Below are 21425 nucleotides of genomic sequence, written 5' to 3' on the forward strand. Positions count from 1 at the left end.
AAAGTGCTGGAAAAAATTCAAGCCGTTAATCCCAATCTGCTGCTGGCCATTGCTGTCTTGCTGGTGGCGCTGGCCCTGCTGACGCTGGGCCTGGGGCTGGCCGGGCGTGCCCTGCGCGCCCGCAAGCGGGCCCAGGAAGTCGAGCGCGTCATGGCCCTGCATGCCGGGCAGGTCTCCGATGGTGCGCGCCCCCAACTGGAAGAACGCCTGCAGCATGTCGTGCAGGAGGCCGCTGCACTGGGCGAGCGCTGGGAACAGGGCAAATTTGGCGATTCCTTGCTGGCCGCCGAAGACAAGGCCTTGATCGACCTCTGCGGCTTTGCCAATCCGGGCCGTGCCAGGGCCTTGTTCGTCTTCGGGCGGACCTTGCTGGCCCTGGCGCTGCCTTTGCTGGGCTGGCTGTTCATTGGCACGCCTGCCGTGCTGGGCAACCCGTTGCTGGGCGGCGTGCTGATTGTGTTTTTCGGTTTTGGCCTGGGCTGGATGCTGCCCAAATGGTGGCTGTCGGGCCGGGCGCAGGCCCGCAAGCTGGCTGCCGGCGATGAATTATCCCTGTTGGTGGATTTACTGCGCCTGCTGCAGGGCGTCGGCCTGTCCATAGACCAAAGCCTGTATGTGATCGTCAATGATTTCCGTGAGGTCATGCCGGTACTGAGCCAGGAATTGCAGCTGGCCACCGAGCAATATGCACATGGGCGCACGCGTGAGCAATCTTTCCAGCGCCTGGCCAAGGGCTTCGGGAACGATGACCTGGCCGCAATCTGCGCGCTGATCGACCAGGTGGACCGCCATGGCGGCGCAGTGCAGGAACCGCTGACCCAGTTTGCCGATCGACTGCGTGAGAAGCGCCGCCTGGGATTGAAGGAAAAGGTTGGCAAGCTGACAGTGAAGATGACCGGCGTGATGGTGCTGACCTTGCTGCCTGCCTTGTTGATCGTGACGGGTGGAGCAGGGTTCCTGGCAGTACTGCGCGGCCTGTCGCGCATGGGAGGCGCATGATGGCGCAGCGCGAATCCTGGCGTTGGTGGTGCGTGTTGGGCTGCCTGCCCGTGCTGGCCGCCTGCGCGGGTAATGGGGACCAGAGCGCCTGGCGTGTGATGCAGGAACAGCAAAACCAGCAGGCCCAGCTGCGTGCGCGGGAAGAAGCCGAACTCAATGCGCAGGCTGCCAATGAGCCGGGCATGTTGCGGACCCTGGCACAGCAGAATTACAGCCAGCAACGCTATTTTGCCGCGCTGGCCTATGTGGATGACTATCGCCGCCGTTTCGGGAATATCGACGGCCTGGAAGCGATACGCGCCGATGCCTTGATGAAAACGGGGCAACCGGATGCAAGCCGCCAGGAGTACGAAGCCATGCTGCGTACCGCCAACCGGGCGCAGGGCCTGCATGGCCTGGGCTTGCTGGCAGGAGAGGCTGGCGACTATGTCCTGGCGGAACGTCATTTCCGCGAAGCTGCGGCCCTGGCGCCGACACAGCCCGAAATCCTCAATGACCTGGCCTATGCGCGCATCAACCTGGGTGATTATGCCGGGGCCCGTATCCCGCTGGGGCAAGCGCTGGAATTGGGCCGCGAGGAATCCACCGTGCTGGCCAACATGGCTTTGCTGCTGATGCTCGAAGGCCGCATGGCCGACGCGCGGCAACTGATGAATAGGGCAGGCCTGCCCGAAGAAAGCCAGGCAGGCATTGCGGTGCAGGCCGCCAGGATACGGGCGCAAGGGGTGCAAGGCGCGGCCTGGCAATCCCCAACGGCTTCCGATGCTGGGCTTGCGGCCGCCGTGCCGCCAGCCGCGGACGTGGCCGGGGTTGCTGGCGCGCCGGTGGTGACACGCGCTCCGGCGGCGCCGGAAAGCGGTGCGGCAATGTCCGGCACCCAGGCGCTGGCGGCACCCGTAGTGGCACCTGCAGCGGCACCTGCAGCGGCACCCGTAGCGGCACCCGTAGCGGCACCCGTAGCGGCACCTGCAGCGGCATTGGACAGCGGCCGTGTGGCCATCGTGCCCTTGAGCGCGGCGGGCAGTGATAGCAGCCGCAGGGCAGCGCAAGCGCCGCAAGCCTCGGGCCGGGATGAAATGGATGCGGGTTTGCTGCGCCGCGTCCTGGAACGTTTTAGATGAGATCTGCCGGACACCCGGCAGATCGGCGTGGCAGCTGTCCGTACGGCCGCTACGTCAACTGATTGACGCATTTGCAGGATTGACTGGATTCACTGGAGGCAACTCATGAAACAACCTTATCGCTATTTGCTGCTGGCGACTTGCCTGGCCGCAACGGCAGCACACGCGCAGAATCGCCCGTTGACCGGCGAAATGGCGCATACCCCGGCCGCACTCGGCCAGCGTGGCCTGGTCGTCGTGCCGGCCCAGCCCAGCGCGGTGACCGTGCAGGCCGTTGACGATGGCAGCGCATCCGATGTCGCTGGCGCGCGTGCCAGTATGGAGGCCATCCACCGTGGCGCCGAAACAACGCAGCCTGCCGTCGTGCAGGCGCCTGCGGTTACGCGCAACACCGTCCAGGTCGCGCCTGTCGTACACCCGCAGGTGGTCAGTACCGGTCAGGTGACACGCAGTCTGCTGGCCGCCCAGGCGACGGGAACCTTGAACGGACGCAACATTGCGGGCCAGGCGTTGCCTGCGCTGGGCGCTACTGCCGGATTGACCTGGCAGCGCTATGTGGACAGTTTCTCTCACCCGATTCCGGAATGGTTTGAGGAAAAGGTCGAAGACAACAGCAGCAACTAATGTTTTCGGACGATTGATTTCCCCCGCAGCGTGCAATATGGAATGGTTTGCCTGCAGCGGGGGAAGTGCGGTGTTTTTGAGGATTGTTTCATGTGGATGCAGAGAGGCCGGCTGCCGGGGCGCCAGCGCGGTTCAATTATTTTGCCAGCGGTGGCAGCATTGATCGTATGCCTGATCTTACTGGGTTCAGCGAACCTGGGTTATCTGTTCTATGTGAAAAGGGAATTGCAGAACGCGGCTGATCTGGCTGCATTGAGTGGTGCTCAGTATATTGAGGCTAATGGTGTGTGTGGCTCGGCGCCAGAGCAAGCATATCAAGCAATTGATGATTTTTTTGCTAATAAAAAAATTATCAAATTAGATAGGGGTGATGTTAGTCCTGAATGTGGTGTTTGGGATCCTGATTCTGTTGTGAATGAAAAGGATCATTTCTTGGCCAGATCTAGTGAGGTCAATGCAATCAGGGTTGTTATTGATCGAAAGGATATAGTTTCTTTTTTTCCTTTTTTTGGTTCTTCTGAGATAAGTGTCGCTGCTGTTGCAACTGCTTCTGTTAGGCCGGTTGCTGCGTTTAGCGTCGGGCCACAGCTATTACGTTTGGATGATGGGCTATTAACTGCCTTGCTAAGCACGGTAGGTTTAGATCTTCGAGGTGTTAGTCTTGCTGATTATAGAGGTTTAGCTAATATAAAGATTACTCCAGCGGGACTGTTGGGGGCGCTCGGGGTGAAGGTGCCTGCAGATATAACCGTTGGCGGACTAGAGGAATTGTTAGGAGGGGGGCTAGAGCTTGCAGCATTAGGAATTGATGTTTTAAAGGCTGCGCTACAGATCGCGGATGAAAAAGGTTTGTTGACTGTTGGACAGTTGAGTTTATTGGAAAATCTCGTCTCCTTAGGTGGTGCGGGAGAGGCAGGGGGAGAAGAGAATCCGGCTTTGGGTCCTCTAGGGCTTTCGTTGAAATTGTTTTCAGATGATCCTGGTAGTCGCGGGCTATTTGCTTTGATTGATGCAAGTAGAAATTCTCCGGCGGGCTTAAATGCAGAAGTGGCAGTCGGGGATATTCTTAATGTGGTGCTTGCCGTTGGATCAAAAAATCATGCCTTGCATGTGCCAAATTTGAATCTAAATTTAGGTGGGCTGTTAAAGGTTGAATCTGAAGTAAGGGTGATAGAACCACCTTCGATAGGCATCGGCCCTGTTGGAACAACTGCGCATAGTGCTAATGTTAGAGCCTTTTTAAGAGTTTGTTTATTGGATGGATGTTATAAGTCTTCTAGTTTGTTGGGGTTGATAAGGCTAGGTGTAGATTTACCTATAGTGGCTGAGGTGGTCAATGGAACAGGCCGGCTAGAACAGATTTGTGTCATGAATCCAAGAAATAATCATTTCCCATCGGCGGAGATTTCGGTGGAAGCGAGTGTATTGGATCTGTGTGTAGGGAAGTTTGATAAGGAGAATGCGTTCTCAAATGCTCTGAGCTGTGTGGCTAGAATGAGGTCGGATCCTGATTCCTTTAATCATAAGTTGATTGATTTGCAGCTTTTGGGATTGCCATTGCTATCGCTAAATTCACACTTGGGTGTTAGTGCAATTAAATCCGAGTCTGGGTATTCCACTGTTTCTGGTGCGGCTTATTTTGATGAGGGGGAAATTAAATACCTGCCAGAATATGGCAATCCATTGGCTTTGGGCAGTACGGTGAAAGAATTAGTTGATGGTTTGCTTGCCTTGTTGGTTGGCAAGCAAATCAAAAACTCGGGAGGGGCCATTTCTTCTGAGCAGGCAAAAAAAATAGCAGCAGAATTTTGGGGTGAATCTAAGCGTAATGTTGGGTGTAATGTGTCTAGTGCGATATGTCGCGGTGATATCTATCGCGATGTTGTAAATAAGATGCAAAGTTCAGTCCAAGGCTTACATGGCTTTGTAGGTGGTTTATTGGGGAATGTGCTTGGTCTGGTTGATGATCTGTTGCATTTGAACTTGTTGGGTGTGGTGGGGAATGTTGTAGGTGTGGTTGGGGATCTGTTGAATTTGCTGTTGAAAGATATCTTAGGGAATTTGTTGGGGTTTCATCCATGCACGGGGTATTTGACTGGTTCGGAAATTGGGTGCATTAATGATTTGGCAGGAAATGATCTTGTAAAAGGAACTACAGATGGTCGGCCCAATATTTTGTTTGTTCTATTGGGTGTTGTTCTGGATGTGCTTAAGGCGCCTCTTGATATGATAGGGAGTCATGTTTTGAGTCCTTTGTTAAATGGGCTGGGAGTGCGTTTGGGGCAAGTGGAGACGAATTTGATTTCGATGGATTGTGAGCCAAAAATTAGATTAGTGTACTGATTTATTGGTTCTTGGATAGTTTTTAATGAGATTTTTTCTGATTCAAATGGCTTGGTATAATCTAATGCGGTAAGGCCAGTTTGTGATGTTGAAGGAAATGGAGGTTGTCGTTGCCTGTAGAGAACAGGCGAGAGATAAAATGCGAGGCTCGCATTGATTGCGTGCTTGGCAAAGGGGGGCGGTTTTGGCATTGTTTAATTTTAGAATTGCTTTATTTGTTGTTGCTTAATTTGATGGTGGGTTTTCGTGAGTTGCGCTTGAAGAGAAATTGGCGTATGGGATATTTTTGCGTATGCTTTGGGCTGGCAGCAGATTGCATGCCGCTGGAGTGGCTGAATGACTAATAGTGCTGAGCTGCCAGAGTTCGAGCTTTATGTCTGGGAGGGCAGCGCTGATATCGTTGCCCGCATAGAGCGAGTGTTTGCGGATTTGCCAGCCACTATCATTCCGGCCGAGCAGCCGGGCGTCAATCTGGCGCGGGACGAGTTGCGTCCCGCTGTCGCGCTGGTGTCCGTCTCTGTGATGGCCAACCATCGTTTTCAAGCCCTGGAATGGTTGAGCGCTCAGGCCATTCCTGTCATCTGGATCGCGGCGACGACATCCTACCGCTCCCAGCACCAGCAATTTTTCCCGCCTGAGCATTCGCACACCTTGCCGGCTGAGTTCAGCCATGCTGAGGTGCGCAATATGGTGTTGAAACTGGTCAGCACCATCCAGCCGGTGGCAGCTCCACCCAATGTCGCGCCGCGTGAAGAAATCATTGCCGTCTCGCTGGAAATGCGCGAATTGCTGGGCGAGGCCCGCATGGTCGCAGGCTGTCATTCCAATGTACTGATCTACGGCGAAACGGGCGTAGGCAAGGAGCGGGTAGCGCGTTACGTGCATGAGCATTCGGAACGCCAGGATGGGCCGTTCGTGGCGGTCAACTGCGGCGCAATTCCCGAAACCCTGTTCGAGGCTGAATTCTTCGGTCACGTCAAAGGGGCGTTTACTGGCGCCATGGCGACCCGCAAAGGCTATTTCGAGCAGGCCAGCGGGGGGACCCTGTTCCTGGATGAAATCGGAGAGTTGCCGCTGCAGCAGCAGGTCAAGCTGCTGCGGGTATTGGAATCACGCCGAGCCATGCGCGTTGGCTCCTCCCAGGAAATCGAACTGGACTTCCGGCTGGTGGCCGCAACCAACCGGGACCTGGTGGAGCAAGTGCGCCTGGGCGCTTTTCGGGCCGATCTTTATTACCGGCTCGCTGTCATTGAGCTTTACATTCCTTCGCTGGATGAGCGTGGACCGGCAGAAAAAATCGCCTTGTTCCGCGCCCTGATGGCACGCTACCTGCATGCTGTCGGAATAGATGACCCCATTCCGCCAGACTGGATGCTGGACCGCGTGGCTGCCATGTGCTTTCCAGGGAATGTACGTGAAATGCTGAACTTGGTGGAGCGGCTGGGGCTGTTGCGCCTGGTCCTGGGGAACTGGAACCCCGGACGTTCGGAGCAGGTCTTCAGCCGCATGCGCAGCCTGGGTTTCCTGCACGTGCCGGTGGCGCCGGCGGACGAGGCCGTGATCAGCCAGACGCTCAGTGAGGCAGACCGGGCAGAGCGGATGAGGATTATCGCGGCTTTGGAAAAACATGCCTGGCGGCGTCAGGAGACAGCCGCAGCTTTGGGCATCAGCCGCAAAGCGCTGTGGGAAAAAATGCGCAAGCTGCAGATCCAGGCTGGCAGTGACGGCAGCGTTGCCTTGGGCGGTATTTATTCCTCGGCATAATCAGCCAGGCTCGCGTATCATGCCAGGCTTCTGTAATGGTCTTTGGGTCTTTATGAGATTGCGAAAGGCTGGCGGTAAAAAATCAGAATGAATCAGGTAAAAGGTTGAACAGTATGTTGACTCGAAAGGATTTTCAACCCACGCGCATCGTGCTGTACGGCTTGGCGCTGGCAAGCCTGGCGGCTTGTGCCAGCACGCAGCCGGATACCGGCAGCGCTGCCATGTCCCGGCCCGTGGTGACCCAGGCGACTGTCCAGGCCGCGCCGGCGCCGGCAGCCGCCAGTGCGGAAGTTCGTCCGCCTGCGGAACTGGCGCCGCCTTCGCTGGTGGCCCAGAGCTCGGCCGTGGAGCTGGAGCAGTTGATCCAGGACCGCAAGGTCAGCGAGTTGAGAACAACCTATAACGGTAGTTACGGTGCCAGCCTGCTGTTCAAGGCGGACGAGCTGCTGTATTACGTGGCGTTGTTCCAGCAAAAAGACTTCTGGCGCGTTTTCCGGACCAAGGATGAACGATTGGCCGAGGAGACTTACCGCGGCTTCAGCCAGCAAACCTATGAGTTGGCCGAGGCGGATGTCCGTCGCATCAAGTTGCAGGCCGAGCACGCGCACCTGGAGAAGGAGCTGATGCAGCGCGCCAACCGCCTGAATGCGCTGCAGACCGACCTGGCACTGCAACGCCAGCAGGAAGACCGCGTGGCTGCCCGGCAGCAGCAGGCGCAGCAGGATGCGGCGCAGCTGGCAGCCCAGCAAGAGGACGCGCAGAAGCAGTTGCGCAGCCTGCAACGGCAGATCGAGCGCCTCGAAGCCGAGCAAGGCAAGGCAATTCAAGGTGCCGGTGCTGCCGTGCGGCGCTGATCACATACGTATAGCGGTAAAACACCCCGGCCAGAGCATAGCCATTTGCTCTGGCCGGGGTGTTTTTATTGCGTCATCGACAAGGCTGCATCCCTGATATCAGTGATTGTCGTGGGTCTGGGAAAGACCTTTAATCATCAAGGCTTGCACCTGCTGATCGTGTTTTCCTGATTGGCCAGGTTTCTTCCAGACACTCTTCCCAAGGCCGATGATGCGTCCAATCAACACTCCGCCGTCCCCGACTGATACCAGCGTGCCATCTGATGAGCGCAGTTCTTTGGAGCCGGGCTCTCCGGCTGTGTTTGCCACGACGTTGCCGGGCCGTCGCGCAGGCGGGCAAGATGATGGTTTTGATGCATTCGGGCCTGATGCAGGCCCTTGGGTCCTGGAAGGGCAGGCCTCATATGCCGATGATGTTGCGGAAGTGCCATGTGGCGACGCTTATGAGTTGGACCTGGATCCGGACCGTGTGGTCGACGCGAAAATCTTCGGGCAGGTCGAACACGACGGCGCTTATCCTGTATCGGTGGCGGCCTACACCCATGGCGGCCAGTTGATCGGACAGGCCATCAGCGATGCCGATGGCCATTTTGTGATACCGGGGGTGGCGCGATCCGGCATGCGCCTGGTGGCGCAAACCTCAGGGGCGGCGCTGTCCGCGTATGACATCGGGCGGGAGATCCTGGCTGACGAACCATGGCATATCAATGTACTGACCAGCCTGGTTGACCGTTTGCGGATCGCGACAGCTTGGCGCCATACCCAGGCCGAGCAGCGTATGCAGGATTTTCTGGGTATCGCCCGCCATGATGCTGTACAGATATCCGGGCCATTCCATCCGGGTTTCTCGCTGAAGGCCTTCATGGCTGCACAGCAGCAGACAGGGCTGGATCTGGATGGTTATATCAATCAGGTGGTGTCGGCAGCCCGGCAGGAACCCCACGTCACTGGCGCACTGAGCTTTGCGCGTGAGGCACAGTCTTTCGAGGAAGCTGGCCGGCCTGACCGTCGGGCGGGGCAGGTGCTGGCTGCGGGAGTTGATCCGCAGGAGGCCGCCAAATTCTTTCTGAGCAAGATCCTCAGCTTGCTCGATGGTGCGCTCAGCGATGAGGAAAAAGAGGAACTGTTTGGCGGCTTGCTGGTGAAGCTGGGTATTTTTTCCACGACCTCGCCCATGGAAAAAATGATTGCCCAGCTGGCCGAACAGGTTGCGGTCATTGTTGGCGACGTCAATGCCTTGCTGAAGAAGCTGAACAATGCGGAATTGAACCGGGTGGTCAGCCCGGTCAATGACATTATCCGCGCATGCTTCAGTATCAGTAATGACCTGAAAGCCTTGCAGGGATATACCAGCGAGGCTGACTATGCCATTCGCTCTGCAGTGATCCGTGAGCAGATCCAAAGCAAGCTGGGTGATACGCCGTATACCATCACGCAGCTTTTTATTGGCTATCCCGGGCAGTTGGGTGTTGGCAATACCGTGATGGATGCGTTGATGCAGACAATTCAGTGCAGCGAAGTGACGCATTTTTATGGTTACCCGGCGCAAGCGGTTTTCCAGCGTTATATGGCATCGCTGCGCGCATTCCAGGCATATATCCTCACCTTGAAGGTGATGCGCATGCTGTCGCTCAAATACCAGGAACGAGAGCAGATTGACGAAACCTATCTATTGGAGCTTTGCCGCGCCGCCGTGCAGTATGACAAGGTATTCGAACAAATCAGTGTGACTGCACTGCCGCATGACAAGCTTTATATCGACTTGCGTACCGGGTATGGCTGGTGGGCCGACGCCTCATTGTCGAAATACTATGGCACCTGGCGTGATAAGGATGACCTCCAGCATGCTGAATCGAGATTGCCCGAGGCGGTAAGGCAGTTTGGCAGCCGCCCGTGGGAAGTACCGCAGCGTGCTGATATTGAAACTCCCTTCTTCAAGGAGTCGCAGCGGCGGGCGCTTAGCTTCAAGAGCTATATCATCGGTTTTGGCGGGCCTGCAGATGGTTTTTATGATGTGTCCGAAATCGAATCGGCGCCGAAGTTCAATTTCTGGCTGGACGACACGTTCCAGTCTCATACCGTTATCAATCCGGATCAGCGGCGGCCGCCGATAACAGTGCTGTCCTCACAGCGCGCCTATGCGCGGCCCAGCACCAATGAGCGTGATTTCAGGAAGACCAACGGGAGTAACTGCATCATCGGCCAGGGAAGCTGCGGCTGGGAGCAGGATTTTGGCAACTATGGGGGAGCCGGGAACTACTTCTATCCGGTGAACAAGCACGTCGTCAAACCGGAACAGTACTATCCCTGGGTGACATTTGCCGCGGTGCGTGAGAAATATAAAAACTTTGATCACGTCACCATCATGACGGCATCCTGATAGGGCAGGGTCTGGCGGCAGCCTGTGCCTGTTGATGCAGCCAGGTGTGTTGCCTGGTTGCGTTTCAGGTAGCGAAGAACAAAAAAAGCAGGCTGCATGCAGCCTGCTTTTTTGATTCCACGATGATGAAATCAGCCCGAAGGCTGTATCACAGGGCGCTTCAACCAGCAGAGGACGGGAAGCGCGCCTGTGTCATCAATCAGGCCATCGCCTTGATGGCGGAGGCCAGGCGGCTCTTGTGGCGAGCGGCCTTGTTCTTGTGGATGATGTTCTTGTCGGCGATGCGGTCGATCGTGCTGGACGCCTTTTGGAAAATTTCAGAAGCAGCAGCCTTGTCGCCAGCAGCGATGGCCGCGCGCACACGCTTGATTGCCGTGCGCAGAGCGGAACGCAGGCTGGAGTTGTGCTTGTTGCGGGCCACCGATTGGCGGGCGCGCTTGCGGGCTTGTGCGGAATTGGCCATGTTGGTTGATTATTTATAGAAAAGAATTCTGGAAAGCCTATTATTCTATCAGCATTCCAGCATTATGCAAGCCGTGGCTCGTTCCAGATCCTGGCGGGCCACGACATGCGGGAATTGCCGCCAGCCTCGGGGAGGCTGGCGGCTCGTGTCAGGTCGCGAATCGGGACGTTCGGGATGCCTGTGAACCGATGGTTGCCAAAGATGCCTGGGCATCAAGAGCGATCAGTTCCTTGCTGGCGTACCCATGGCGGGATCACTGATGGAATCCTTGCCGGTTTCCACACGACCGGCAAACCGCCTGAGCCAGGCTGGCATGCGGCCGTTTTCGATACGGACAGTGAAATCATACCAGTGTCCGCTTGAGGATAGGTCCCAGAATGTTGTTTCCGCGCTGCCGGCAGGGACATTCAGCTCCCATTGCTCCCCGTTGCCGAAATAGGCATTGGCTGCAATGTGGAATACGCAGGCTTCATTGGTCGGATTCAGGGCATCCAGGTAGACATTGCCATTGGCGATGTCGTAGCAGACACGGATTTCCGGTTCCTGGGTGCCGCGCGGCTGGAGCTCGTTCAGGTTACCGGTGAAATGGCGATGGAAGCCGTTGGGCCCGAGCACCCAAAGGTCATAGCGTCCGTTGTTTTCCGCAACCGCTTGCCATTGGTCGGTCAATTGCAGGCCCGGGCCCACGACGTAACGCCTGGGGGTGCGGTCCAGGTGCAGCTTGTCGTAGACATGGAACAAGCAGGTGCTGCTGCCGGTATTGGAGAAGACCAGCTCCATGGTGCCGTCGCTGGTATTGGCACGGCCGCTGACGTGGGGCTCGTAGGGCAGGGCGCGCGAGGGCCGGATGCCGGTGGCCTGCTGCGGCAGGGTCTGCACATACTCGTTGGGCAGGGGAACCTGCGCCAGTTGCTCCTGCGCCTTGCGCAGCGCGTCGGCAGCATTCTTTTCCAGTTTCAGCAGGTCCGGCGCCTTGTCCAGATTCGGATTCACGAAATCGAAGGCTGAAGTCAGGTCACCGAATACTGCGCGGCGGTAGGGGCTGATATTGCTTTCCTTGACGCCGAAGCGGGCTTCCAGGAAGCGCAGTACCGAGGTGTGATCGAAGTTTTCCGAATTCACCCAGCCGCCGCGACTCCAGGGCGAAATGACATACATCGGAACGCGCGGTCCGGGGCCATAGCAGTCCTTGTCCGGCAGGGGCATGAAGGTGCCCAGCACACGGTTGTGCTGGAAGTATTCGTAGGACAGGTCCTCGTCGACCAGCGTGGCGCGGCCGCTCATCTTGCCATTCTTGTCCAGCGAGGGCGCACAGGGCGGCGGCACGTGGTCAAAGAATCCGTCATTCTCATCAAAGTTGACGATCAGTACGGTTTTGCTCCAGACCTCAGGATTGGCGGTCAGTGCATCCAGAACTTCCTGCGTATACCAGGCGCCCTGTATCGGCGATGACGAGCCGGGGTGCTCCGAATATTCGGCTGGCGCCACCACCCAGGAAACCTGCGGCAGCGTGTTGGCGGCGATGTCGCGCCGGAAGGTTTCCAGGAAGCCCCCGTCGGGCATGGTATTGGCGATCCCCTTGTAGAGCGGGTTGCCGGCGTTGTCGGTGGCAGGGTCGTATGCCGGGTTGCTTTTGCGGTCATGGTAGACCGGTTTGCCCGAATCGCGGTTGGCCTTGCGATACTGCTTGAAACCCACCAGCGGGTTGTCGGTGAAGTTGTTGGGCATGTTCTGGTAGACCATCCAGGACACGCCTGCCTGTTCCAGCCGCTCCGGATAAGTGGTCCATTCGTAGCCCATGCGCAGAATATCGTCGGCGACGTTGATGGAGTCCCAGGCGTTGTTCACGACCACGCGCTGGTCTTCGGTCGTGGCGCCGTTGGTGCCGGTCCAAAGGAACATGCGATTGGTGTTGGTGCCGCCATGCAGCGAACAGAAATAGGCGTCGCAGATCGTGAATGCATTGGCCAGCGCAAACTGGAACGGCAGCTCCTGTTCCTTGTAGTACCCCATGGACTGGGATTCCTTGTGCTTCGGCCATTCCGTCATGCGGCCCTTGTCCCAGGCATCGCGCGCATCGTTCCAGCTGTGTGGCGTGCCGCTAACACGCTGCGCATTACCGTTGGTCTGGTCCAGGTGATACGGCAGGATGGGGCGTTTGCCGTCCGTCTGCTGCCAGACGCTGCGGCCATCCGGCAGCGGGATAGTGATACGGTCGCCGAAGCCGCGCACGCCGTGCAGGGCGCCGAAGTAGTGATCGAAGGAACGGTTTTCCTGCATCAGGATCACGACGTGCTCGACATCCTTGATGGTGCCGGTGCGATTGTTGGCCGGGATCGCCAGGGCTTTGCGGATGCTGGGCGGGAACAGCCCCAGGCCGGCCGCGCCACCTGCGCCATACATGGCCTGCATCAGGAATTGACGCTTGCGATTCGAAAAGGACGGGTCAGACATACCTTGTATCCGGAAAGAGTGGGCAACGGTCTTCCCGGCATGAGAACGTCGGGCAGCCATGAGTCGAAGGCGGGCGATCATGGCGGCAGCGGTAGCTCAAGTTGAGTGTCTTGGGCTGCGGTAGGCGGATGCGCCAGGTGGCATGCCATGGTGGCTCCTGCTTCTGCTGGCATCTTCAGCTGTACGTATGAAATCCCGATGAAGCAAGCGGCAATTCGGCTGATGGAGTGATCAGAAAAATGATCATCAGGTAACAAGCCGCTTCAGGATTGCCAGGGCGCGCGCAACCCCGCAGGCCTGAAGAGCCGGTGGGAATGTGGGGCGGGCAGGGCTCACGCGCGCCGGATGGCCGGCGGGCGGGATGAAGCCGGTGTGGCGGAGACTAGCGCCGGAAGTCGGACGGGCGCATACCGCTCAGGAACAGCACGGCAAAGTAGCTGAAGGCGGCGGCACCTGCGACGCCTGCGAGCAGCAGCACACGCATCCAGGGAGTGGTTTGCAGTGCGATCCAGTCGATGTGCTGGTTGGCGCTATACAGGATGGCGGCCATGGCGGCCAGGCCCAGGGGCATGCGCCAGACGTAGCGCGTCCAGCTGGCGCCGGGGCGGTAGATGCCGCGCTTGAGCAAACCGCGCAGCAGGGCAATGGCATTGATGCACGCGCCCAGGCCGATGGACAGCGCCAGGCCGGCATGGCTGAGCAGTGGTACCAGCGCCAGGTTGAACACCTGCGTGATGATGAGCACGAAAATGGCGATCTTCACCGGGGTGCGGATATCCTGCTTGGCATAGAAACCCGGGGCGAGGATCTTGACCGACAGGATGCCGATCAGACCGACGGAGTAGGCTGCGGCGGCAGTCTGCGTCTGGCTGACGTCGATGGCCTTGAATTCACCGTAGTGGAACAGGGTGGCAACCATGCCTTCGGAGAGCATGGCCAGCGCCAGCGCGGCCGGCAGGCCCAGCAGCAGGGTCAGGCGCATGCCCCAGTCCAGCAGGCGGCTGTAGGTGTCTATGTCCTGGCTGGCATGCGCGCGCGACAGGCTGGGGAGTAGTACCGTGCCCAGCGCGATGCCCAGCAGTGCCGTGGGAAATTCCATCAGGCGGTCGGCAAACGACAGCCAGGTAACGCTGCCGGAAGGCAGCCAGCTGGCGATATTGGTATTGATAAGCAGGGAAATCTGGGCTACGGAAACACCCAGGATAGCCGGGAGCATCTGTTTGCCAATGCGGCGGACGGTTGGGTCCTGCCAGGCCTGGCGCACAGAGCTGCGGCGCCAGCTGGGCAAGACGCCCAGGCGCGCCAGCGCCAGCCACTGCACGGCCAGCTGCGCCACGCCGCCCGCCATGACGCCAATGGCCAGCGAATAGATGGCGGGTTCTATGCGCGGCGCGAGCCACAGTGAAGCCGATATCATCGCCACGTTCAACAGCACGGGCGTGAATGCAGGAATGGCGAAACGGCGCCAGGTATTGAGCACGCCCGAAGCGAAAGCGACCAGCGACATGCACAGGATGTACGGGAACATGATGCGCGTCATGGTGACGGCCGCATCATAGCCGTTGCTGCCGCCGGCTTCGTTCAGGCCGCTGGCAATGAGATAGACGATCCACGGCGCGGCCAGGACGCCCACGGCCGTGACGGCCATGAGGATCAGGGTCAGAATCATGGCGACCCGGTCCAACAGTTCCTGCACTCGCTCTTCGCCGTTTTCTGTCTTGACCGCGCCCAGAATGGGAACGAAGGCCTGGGAAAAGGCGCCTTCGGCAAAAAGGCGGCGCAGCAGATTGGGGATGCGGAATGCGATCCAGAAGGCGTCGGTCAGGGCGCCGGCCCCGTAGGCGCGGGCAATGAGAACATCGCGCACCAGTCCGGTAATGCGGGAGAGCAGCGTCAGGCTGCTGACGGTGGCGGCGGAACGAAGCAGGCTCATGGGGCGGTGAAAAAAGACGTGGCGGGAGTCACTGGCACGGTGGGCGATGCAAGGACAGCGGGCGCAGGTCCGGCAGCATGGTCACGGCCCGTTGCCGATAAAAAAACAGGGTCCGAAAACCAAACCGCCAGGCACTGGGCCTGGCGGAGGACAAAGGGCTGGCCTGGAACGGCTGCCGGTCAGCTCTTCAGGGCGGCTTCGATGCGGGCCTGGATGGCTTCGACATCCCCCACGCCGGCGACCTTGCGGTAGCGCGGCGCGGCCTGGTCGCCGCTGTCGGCCCACTGGGAATAGTAGTCCACCAGCGGGCGGGTCTGTTCCTGGTAGACCGCCAGGCGTTTGCGAACCGTGGCTTCGCTGTCATCGTCACGCTGGATCAGGTCCTCGCCGGTTTCGTCATCCTTGCCGGCGACTTTGGGCGGGTTGTAGCGCACGTGGTAGCTGCGGCCGCTGGCCGGGTGTACGCGGCGGCCGCTGATGCGGTCGATGATGTCGTCTTCCGGGACGTCGATCTCGATGACGTAGTCCAGCGCAACACCGGCGTCCTTGAGTGCGTCAGCCTGGGGGATGGTGCGCGGGAAACCGTCGAGCAGATAGCCTTTCTCGCAGTCCGGCTGTTGCAGGCGATCACGCACCAGGCCGATGATGATTTCATCGGAGACAAGTTTCCCTGCATCCATGATTTTCTTGGCTTCCAGGCCGAGAGGCGTGCCGGCCTTGACAGCGGCGCGCAACATGTCGCCGGTCGATATCTGGGGGATACCGTACTGACGCGTGATGTAGGCGGCCTGGGTACCCTTGCCCGCACCGGGGGGGCCAAGCAGAATGAGACGCATGGGAACTCCTGTGGTTGTTATATCTTGCTGGCGGAGATGAATTGCCTTGTCGCGTTGCGGTGAGTGCTCTAACACTGGCGGTCAGTCGTGTTGGGCCACTACCGGCGTGCTTTTATTGTGCACTGCGCATATAACGCGGAAGGCATTTTTATAACCGATTTGCGCTTGCTTCGTATTGCGTGGATATGGGGATTTCCCCTGTATCCGTGAAAAATGCTTGCCTTTCCCGGAAGGGCCTGTCAGTCGTTCGGCCGGCAGGTTGGGGATCAGTGCTGCGCGGCGTTGTCCTGGGATTCCAGCTTGCGGGCTTGCTCCACCAGCATGACGGGGATACCGTCACGGATGGGAAAGGCCAAGCCGGCGCCGCGCGAAATCAACTCGCCGCGCTGTGCGTCGTATTCGAGACGGCCCTTGGTCAGGGGGCAGACAAGGACCTCAAGTAAGCGGGTGTTCATGTTTCGATTTTATCCCTTTTTTTACCCGTTTCCATCCTGGCCGGGCGCATTCATTGCATGCGCCTGCTCATTGGCGGGCAAGGGTAGGCGCGCCAGCCAGTCCGCAGGCTGGAAGGATGGTGCGGCATGTACCACCCACAGGCGGTCGTCCGTCAGTGCACGGCATTTGGTGGCGTCCTTGGCGGTAATCAGGATGCGTTCGGCTTGCAGGCGGGCGAAGGGATTGTCGTCATACGCATGATGGTCTGGCAGTGGCAGGGTTGTATCGAGGTGCAGCCCCTGCTGGCGCAGCATGGCAAAGTAGCGGGCAGGGTTGCCGATCCCGGCTGCCGCAGCCAGCGGCAGTCCGGCCGCTTCAGCGGTGAACATCGCGGGCGACAGGCTGCGCCCACTGGACAGGTGTTCGTAGCGTTCGGGCTGCAGGCTCATGCTGACAGTCATGGGCCGCAGGGCTGTCGTGGTAGTCGCTTTGGCGGCAGGAGCGGGCAGCGCCTGGCGATTGGTGATGATGATGTCGACATCCTGCAGGCGTTCCACAGGCTCGCGCAACGGGCCGGCGGGCAGCAGGCGGCCGTTGCCGGTGCCGCGTTCGTCTTGCACGACGATTTCGATGTCGCGTTGCAGGGCAAGGTGCTGCAGGCCATCGTCGCAAATCAGGATGTCGATATCCGGCCAGCGGGCCAGCAGGGTCTGGGCTGCCAGTGGCCGCTTGGGGTGTACGCCGACCGGCACGCCGGTGGCGGCGGCAATCAGCGCGGGTTCATCGCCATAAAGCGTGGCGTCCAGCGGTGCCATGCCGCAGCGCGGCGCGGCGCCGATGTCAGCGCCATAGCCACGGCTGATCACGCCAGGACGCCAGCCCTGCGCACGCAGCGCGTTGACGGTGGCGATGGTCACGGGCGTCTTGCCGGTGCCGCCGACATAAATATTGCCGATGACAATGACGGGTACCGGCGCGCGCCAGGACGGTTTGCGGCCGGTGGCATAGGCTGAGCGCTTGTTGCGCACGTGCCAGGCGGCGAGCGCACCCAGCGGGCGCAGCAAAGTGGAGAGCCAGCCGCCTTGCTGCCACTGATGCTGCACGAAACGGGTCAGGCTTGCACGTAATGGGGAGGGCATGCGGCGAAAGGCGGCAGGGTGTCGGAAGAAGGGGCGCAAGAGCGGACGCGGGGCCCGGTCCGTGGGCCGCATGACAGGTGCTGCGCTGCCGCAATGCGGCCAAACGATTATGCTAACGCATCAGAACGCAATCGGGGAGGGGCTGGCTCGCGCACGGCAGATCCATTCCTGGGGGGCTGTGTATCTTTGTGGCTGCTGAGTGCAGGCGCGGGTGGGACGCCCAAGCTATCCACAGAATCTGTGGATAATTCTGTGGGTAAGAGTGTGGAAGGCAGCGTCATTGCTGGCTGTAAGCTGGGCTGCTCAAAATTTGACTTATTGTGGAAATAATTAAAAATTCAATAAAAACAATAAGTTGTGGGCTTAATTTGAAGCGGATGCTGATCTTGAGCCATTTCTGGCACTCAAGGTATGATGGCGGCCCGGCTTGACTTTTCTGTGGACAGTTGTTCCTGATATATGACTTTTTCTCCTCGCCGCCGCTTCGAATCTCCTGCCTGTGTCGTCCCCGCCGAAGAGGATATCCATCGGGAAACAAAGGGTTTTCCCGATGTGGGCGATCCGCAGGATGAGGCGTTTCCGCCTGCAGGCGGCCGTAGTCGGCCACCCGTTTTGAGCGTCTGGCAATTGAACCAGCAGGTCAGTGACATTCTGGAAGCAGGTTTACCGCAACAATGGGTGGGCGGAGAGGTTTCCAATTTCACCCGGGCGGCGTCAGGGCACTGGTATTTCACTCTCAAGGATGCGCGGGCCAGCGTGCGGGCCGTCATGTTCCGTGGGCGCGCCCAGGCCGTCGGCTTCGAGCCGCGCCAGGGGGACAAGATCGAAGTCCTGGCACGCGTGTCAGTCTATGCGCCTCGTGGTGAATATCAATTGCAAGTCGAGGGCATGCGCCGCGCGGGTCTGGGCGACCTCTATGAAGCGTTTTTGCGCTTGAAGGAAAAACTGGCGGCGCTGGGCCTGCTTGATGCGGAACGCAAGCGTCCCATTCCTGTTCTGCCTCGCGCGATCGGTGTGGTGACCTCCCTGCAGGCCGCAGCGCTGCGCGACGTGTTGTCGGCACTGGCGCGTCGTGCGCCCAATGTTCCGGTCATTATCTATCCCGCGCCGGTGCAGGGCGACGATTCCGCCGCGCGCTTGCGAGAGGCTGTGCTGACGGCAGGGCGCCGGGCGGAAACCGATGTTCTGCTGGTCGTGCGGGGGGGCGGCAGTATCGAATCGCTGTGGAGTTTCAATGATGAAGGCCTGGCGCTGGCCATCGCCAACAGTCCGGTGCCGGTGATCAGCGGTGTGGGGCATGAAACGGATTTCACCATTGCCGATTTCGTGGCAGACCTGCGGGCCCCCACGCCGACGGCAGCCGCCGAATTGGCGTGCGTGCCCAGGGCAGACTGGCTGGCACGCCTGGCGACATTGGGGCGCGGCTTGGCGCGCGCCCAACGGCGGCGCCTGGAATTATGGGCGCAACGGCTGGACTACGCCCAGGCCCGCATGGTGTCGCCGGCGCAGCAATGGGCGCAGCGTCGCGAACGCCTGCAGGCCCGGCTGGCTTCCATGCAGGCCAGTGTCCGGCACCAGCAGTCCAGGCGCAGCAGCCAATTAGCCTTGTTACAGGCAAGGCTCGCCCACGCTGTGCCGGATCCCGAACGGCATGGACAGCGCCTGGCGCAACTGCGGCGTGACTTGGTCCAGCGTGCGCAAGGTGCGCAGGAGCGTCGCCAGCGCAAACTGGAAAATCTGGTGGCTCGCCTGCGCACGCTGAATCCCGAAAATACCCTGGCGCGTGGTTATGCCATCGCCTGGAGCGAGGCTGGCCATGTCGTGACCGATGCTACTGCACTGGCAGCCGGCCAGCCGCTGACCTTGCAGTTGGCGCAGGGTAGCAAGCAGGTGGCAGTCATGGGTGCGGATGGCGCCGGCCGCAGCCAGGAAAAACCTGCGGCCCAGAGGCGTACGCCAACAAAGGCGCAGCCGCGTGCGGCAGCTAGGCGTCCAGCCGGACAGGACGCAGACACGGATAATCAGGGCAATCTGCCTTTGTAAGGATAGCGGCATGGGGTGCCCGCTATGCTGCGCCCGCCATTACCTCGATGGCGAGCGGGCGTTGCGTGCGACCTTAAATACGGAATTACTGATTTTGGGACTATTCCCAGTGTGCCTCTGAGGCAAATTATTTCGCCGCGCAATCCCATATTGATGGCATGGGATCTATCTCGCATCCAAATTGCCCATTAGCTTATGGAATTTCCTAATTGGCAAATGTGCCTGGCAAGGCGAGGATCGGCTCTTGTACTGGTGCATCGTGCCTTCAGGCCCCCAAGACGCCCGACCTCAGGCCGGGCGTCTTGGTGTACTCAGGGCTGGACCGGTGCCGGCAGCCCGCGCAATACGGCACCTGCGGCAAAGCCGCGCTCGGCAAACCAGCCTTGCGGCATTTCCAGCGCCTGGCTGACCGGTTCTTCCGAGCAGTGAGGCGTGTCGTCCTGGGGTTGCATGTCGGCAATATTGACAATGCCGCCCTGGTTGTCCAGGAAAGCGATGCTCAGGGGGATATAGGTGTTGCGCATCCAGAAACACTGGACGTCAGGCGCTTCGAAGACGAAAAGCATGCCGGCGTTGGCGGCCAGTTCACGGCGGAACATCAGCCCGGTCTGGCGTGTTTCAGGGGTATTGGCGACCTCGGCATGGATCAGATGCATGCCTGCCTGAATTGTGATGACAGGTAAAGGTGCGGCAGGGTTGCCCTGGACGGGCAGGGCGGCATTGGCCAGTAACAGGGCTGACGCCCAGGCGAAGGCGCCAGCACGGCGCTTGAACAGGGAAACAATGGACATGTTGCAGCAGGGCAGCAGGTGCGGTGGAAAGGGTTGGGAAGCCGGTACGGACACAATGCCTGAATGATAACGGTGTCGTGGGCCTGGCGGAAACGGCTGGCGCTGCAATGGGCGAGGACGCCGGGGCGGCTATGCCGACGCGCAGGGAAGCTGGGCGTGCCGGCCGGTGCACTGCCTGGGCGGCAGCAGTCTGGCTGACGGAAAAGTGTGGGTTGGGAGGGGCGGCGGATATCCGGCGATGCTGCCTTCTGGCAAAGGGGGAGCGCAAGGCGGCGCAGGGTGGAACCAGCCGGTGCAGGCACTGGGAAGCCAGCCCTTCCTGAGTGGAAGGGCTGGTTAATCGGCCACGGAAGCTTAGGCGGAAGTAATATTCAGGGCTTGTTTGCCCTTCGGGCCCTGGATGATGTCGAAGGAAACCTTCTGGCCTTCCTTCAGGGTTTTGAATCCTTCCATCTGGATGGAGGAGAAGTGAGCGAACAAGTCCTCGTCGCCGTTGTCGGGCGTGATGAAGCCAAAGCCCTTGGCGTCATTGAACCACTTGACGGTACCCGTGGATTTTTCAGTGGACTCGGTTTGAGTGGAAGCAGTAGTGTCGGACATGCAAACAGCCTCATGAATCGAGTGAAACGGTCCGGCATGTACGGCTGCCGGTTCTCCGATATTGATAATGCTTGGGCTGTCGGGTCACCGTCAAGTGTTGCAAACCCTTAAAATGTAGCCAATGACATAAATACATTGTTTTAAATCACGTTTTGGGCCGATTTCGGGCTTGAGGCGGGGTTACTGATTGTTGCTTGTGCCGGGCGTGCCGGGACGGGGATGATGACAATTTCCTCCCCGATGCGGCGCCCGCATTGTTCTTTGGCGCATCGGGCGCCGGTCAAATATCCTACAATACAAGAATGATTAGCATTAATCTTGCCGCCCAGAGCGGTGTCGAAACTACCGTCGTGGCCCCGCCCGCACCAGCGGAGCAGAAGGTCGGGCCGCCGCCGCTGTACCAGGTCATCCTGCTCAACGATGACTACACGCCGATGGAATTCGTCGTCGAGGTGCTGCAGAAATTTTTCGGCAAGGGCATGGAGGAAGCGACTCGCATCATGCTGCAGGTGCATCATGAAGGTCGGGCGGTCTGTGCGATCTATCCGCGTGATATCGCCGCCACGCGTGTGGCGCAGGTGTCCCGGTATGCGCGTACGCATCAGCATCCTTTGCAATGCGTTATGGAATCTACCTGATTTCCGTG

At 59.3% G+C, this 21425-nt stretch carries 16 protein-coding genes and 1 pseudogene; 9 read left to right on the forward strand and 8 right to left on the reverse strand.

Annotated features, from left to right (window positions below):
• Positions 1-6: 6 nt before the first annotated feature.
• The 7 genes from EV679_RS08540 to EV679_RS08570 all read left to right on the forward strand — a co-directional run bounded on the left by EV679_RS08540 (position 7) and on the right by EV679_RS08570 (position 10085).
• A complete protein-coding gene (locus tag EV679_RS08540; RefSeq protein ID WP_242611455.1) occupies positions 7-999 on the forward strand; it encodes a type II secretion system F family protein in 993 nt (330 codons plus the stop codon).
• A complete protein-coding gene (locus EV679_RS08545; RefSeq protein ID WP_130486970.1) occupies positions 996-2120 on the forward strand; it encodes a tetratricopeptide repeat protein in 1125 nt (374 codons plus the stop codon). Before EV679_RS08540 ends, EV679_RS08545 begins: the two co-directional genes overlap by 4 nt.
• Before the next feature lie 105 nt (positions 2121-2225).
• Positions 2226-2744 (forward strand): DUF3613 domain-containing protein, encoded by a 519-nt coding sequence (locus EV679_RS08550; RefSeq protein WP_068368085.1) that lies wholly within the window; start codon positions 2226-2228, stop codon positions 2742-2744.
• 90 nt (positions 2745-2834) lie between these two features.
• Positions 2835-5087: a pilus assembly protein TadG-related protein gene (locus EV679_RS08555; protein WP_165390006.1), complete on the forward strand. Its 2253-nt coding sequence runs from the start codon at positions 2835-2837 to the stop codon at positions 5085-5087.
• A gap of 336 nt (positions 5088-5423) precedes the next feature.
• On the forward strand, positions 5424-6851 hold the full coding sequence (locus EV679_RS08560) for a sigma 54-interacting transcriptional regulator (protein ID WP_130486972.1): 1428 nt from the start codon (positions 5424-5426) through the stop codon (positions 6849-6851).
• A 113-nt stretch (positions 6852-6964) separates the two neighbouring features.
• Positions 6965-7705, forward strand: coding sequence for a DUF2968 domain-containing protein (locus tag EV679_RS08565; RefSeq protein WP_130486973.1), 741 nt, complete (start codon positions 6965-6967; stop codon positions 7703-7705).
• 253 nt (positions 7706-7958) lie between these two features.
• Positions 7959-10085: a hypothetical protein gene (locus tag EV679_RS08570; protein ID WP_130486974.1), complete on the forward strand. Its 2127-nt coding sequence runs from the start codon at positions 7959-7961 to the stop codon at positions 10083-10085.
• A 199-nt stretch (positions 10086-10284) separates the two neighbouring features.
• Here the strand turns inward: EV679_RS08570 and rpsT are convergent, their stop codons facing one another.
• From rpsT to lpxK, 6 genes are all read right to left on the reverse strand, one after another.
• On the reverse strand, positions 10285-10548 hold the full coding sequence (gene rpsT, locus EV679_RS08575; RefSeq protein ID WP_068368072.1) for a 30S ribosomal protein S20: 264 nt from the start codon (positions 10546-10548) through the stop codon (positions 10285-10287).
• A 222-nt stretch (positions 10549-10770) separates the two neighbouring features.
• Positions 10771-13002: a phosphocholine-specific phospholipase C gene (locus EV679_RS08580; protein WP_130486975.1), complete on the reverse strand. Its 2232-nt coding sequence runs from the start codon at positions 13000-13002 to the stop codon at positions 10771-10773.
• Between the two features lie 382 nt (positions 13003-13384).
• A complete protein-coding gene (gene murJ, locus EV679_RS08585) occupies positions 13385-14935 on the reverse strand; it encodes a murein biosynthesis integral membrane protein MurJ (protein WP_130486976.1) in 1551 nt (516 codons plus the stop codon).
• Positions 14936-15114: 179 nt separating this feature from the next.
• Positions 15115-15771, reverse strand: coding sequence for an adenylate kinase (adk, locus tag EV679_RS08590; RefSeq protein ID WP_130486977.1), 657 nt, complete (start codon positions 15769-15771; stop codon positions 15115-15117).
• Positions 15772-16037: 266 nt separating this feature from the next.
• Complete coding sequence (locus EV679_RS08595; protein ID WP_068368059.1) at positions 16038-16226, reverse strand: Trm112 family protein; 189 nt, start codon at positions 16224-16226, stop codon at positions 16038-16040.
• A gap of 21 nt (positions 16227-16247) precedes the next feature.
• Positions 16248-17345 (reverse strand): tetraacyldisaccharide 4'-kinase, encoded by a 1098-nt coding sequence (gene lpxK / locus EV679_RS08600; protein WP_127773842.1) that lies wholly within the window; start codon positions 17343-17345, stop codon positions 16248-16250.
• A gap of 459 nt (positions 17346-17804) precedes the next feature.
• Between lpxK and xseA the strand changes: the two are divergent.
• Positions 17805-19244: pseudogene (xseA, locus tag EV679_RS08605) on the forward strand (exodeoxyribonuclease VII large subunit); the annotation flags it as partial.
• Positions 19245-19699: 455 nt separating this feature from the next.
• Here the strand turns inward: xseA and EV679_RS08610 are convergent.
• The gene (locus tag EV679_RS08610) at positions 19700-20179 is read right to left on the reverse strand and encodes a DUF192 domain-containing protein (protein ID WP_130486978.1); all 480 of its coding nucleotides are present in this window, start codon (positions 20177-20179) and stop codon (positions 19700-19702) included.
• A gap of 354 nt (positions 20180-20533) precedes the next feature.
• Positions 20534-20779, reverse strand: a complete 246-nt coding sequence (locus EV679_RS08615) for a cold-shock protein (protein WP_068368049.1) — start codon at positions 20777-20779, stop codon at positions 20534-20536.
• A gap of 302 nt (positions 20780-21081) precedes the next feature.
• Here EV679_RS08615 and clpS point away from each other — a divergent pair, with 302 nt between their 5' ends.
• Positions 21082-21417, forward strand: coding sequence for an ATP-dependent Clp protease adapter ClpS (clpS, locus tag EV679_RS08620; RefSeq protein ID WP_068368046.1), 336 nt, complete (start codon positions 21082-21084; stop codon positions 21415-21417).
• The last annotated feature ends 8 nt before the right edge of the window (positions 21418-21425 follow it).

Origin of the sequence: Kerstersia gyiorum (genome assembly GCF_004216755.1) — a bacterium.
GTDB classification, from domain to species: Bacteria; Pseudomonadota; Gammaproteobacteria; order Burkholderiales; family Burkholderiaceae_B; genus Kerstersia; species Kerstersia gyiorum.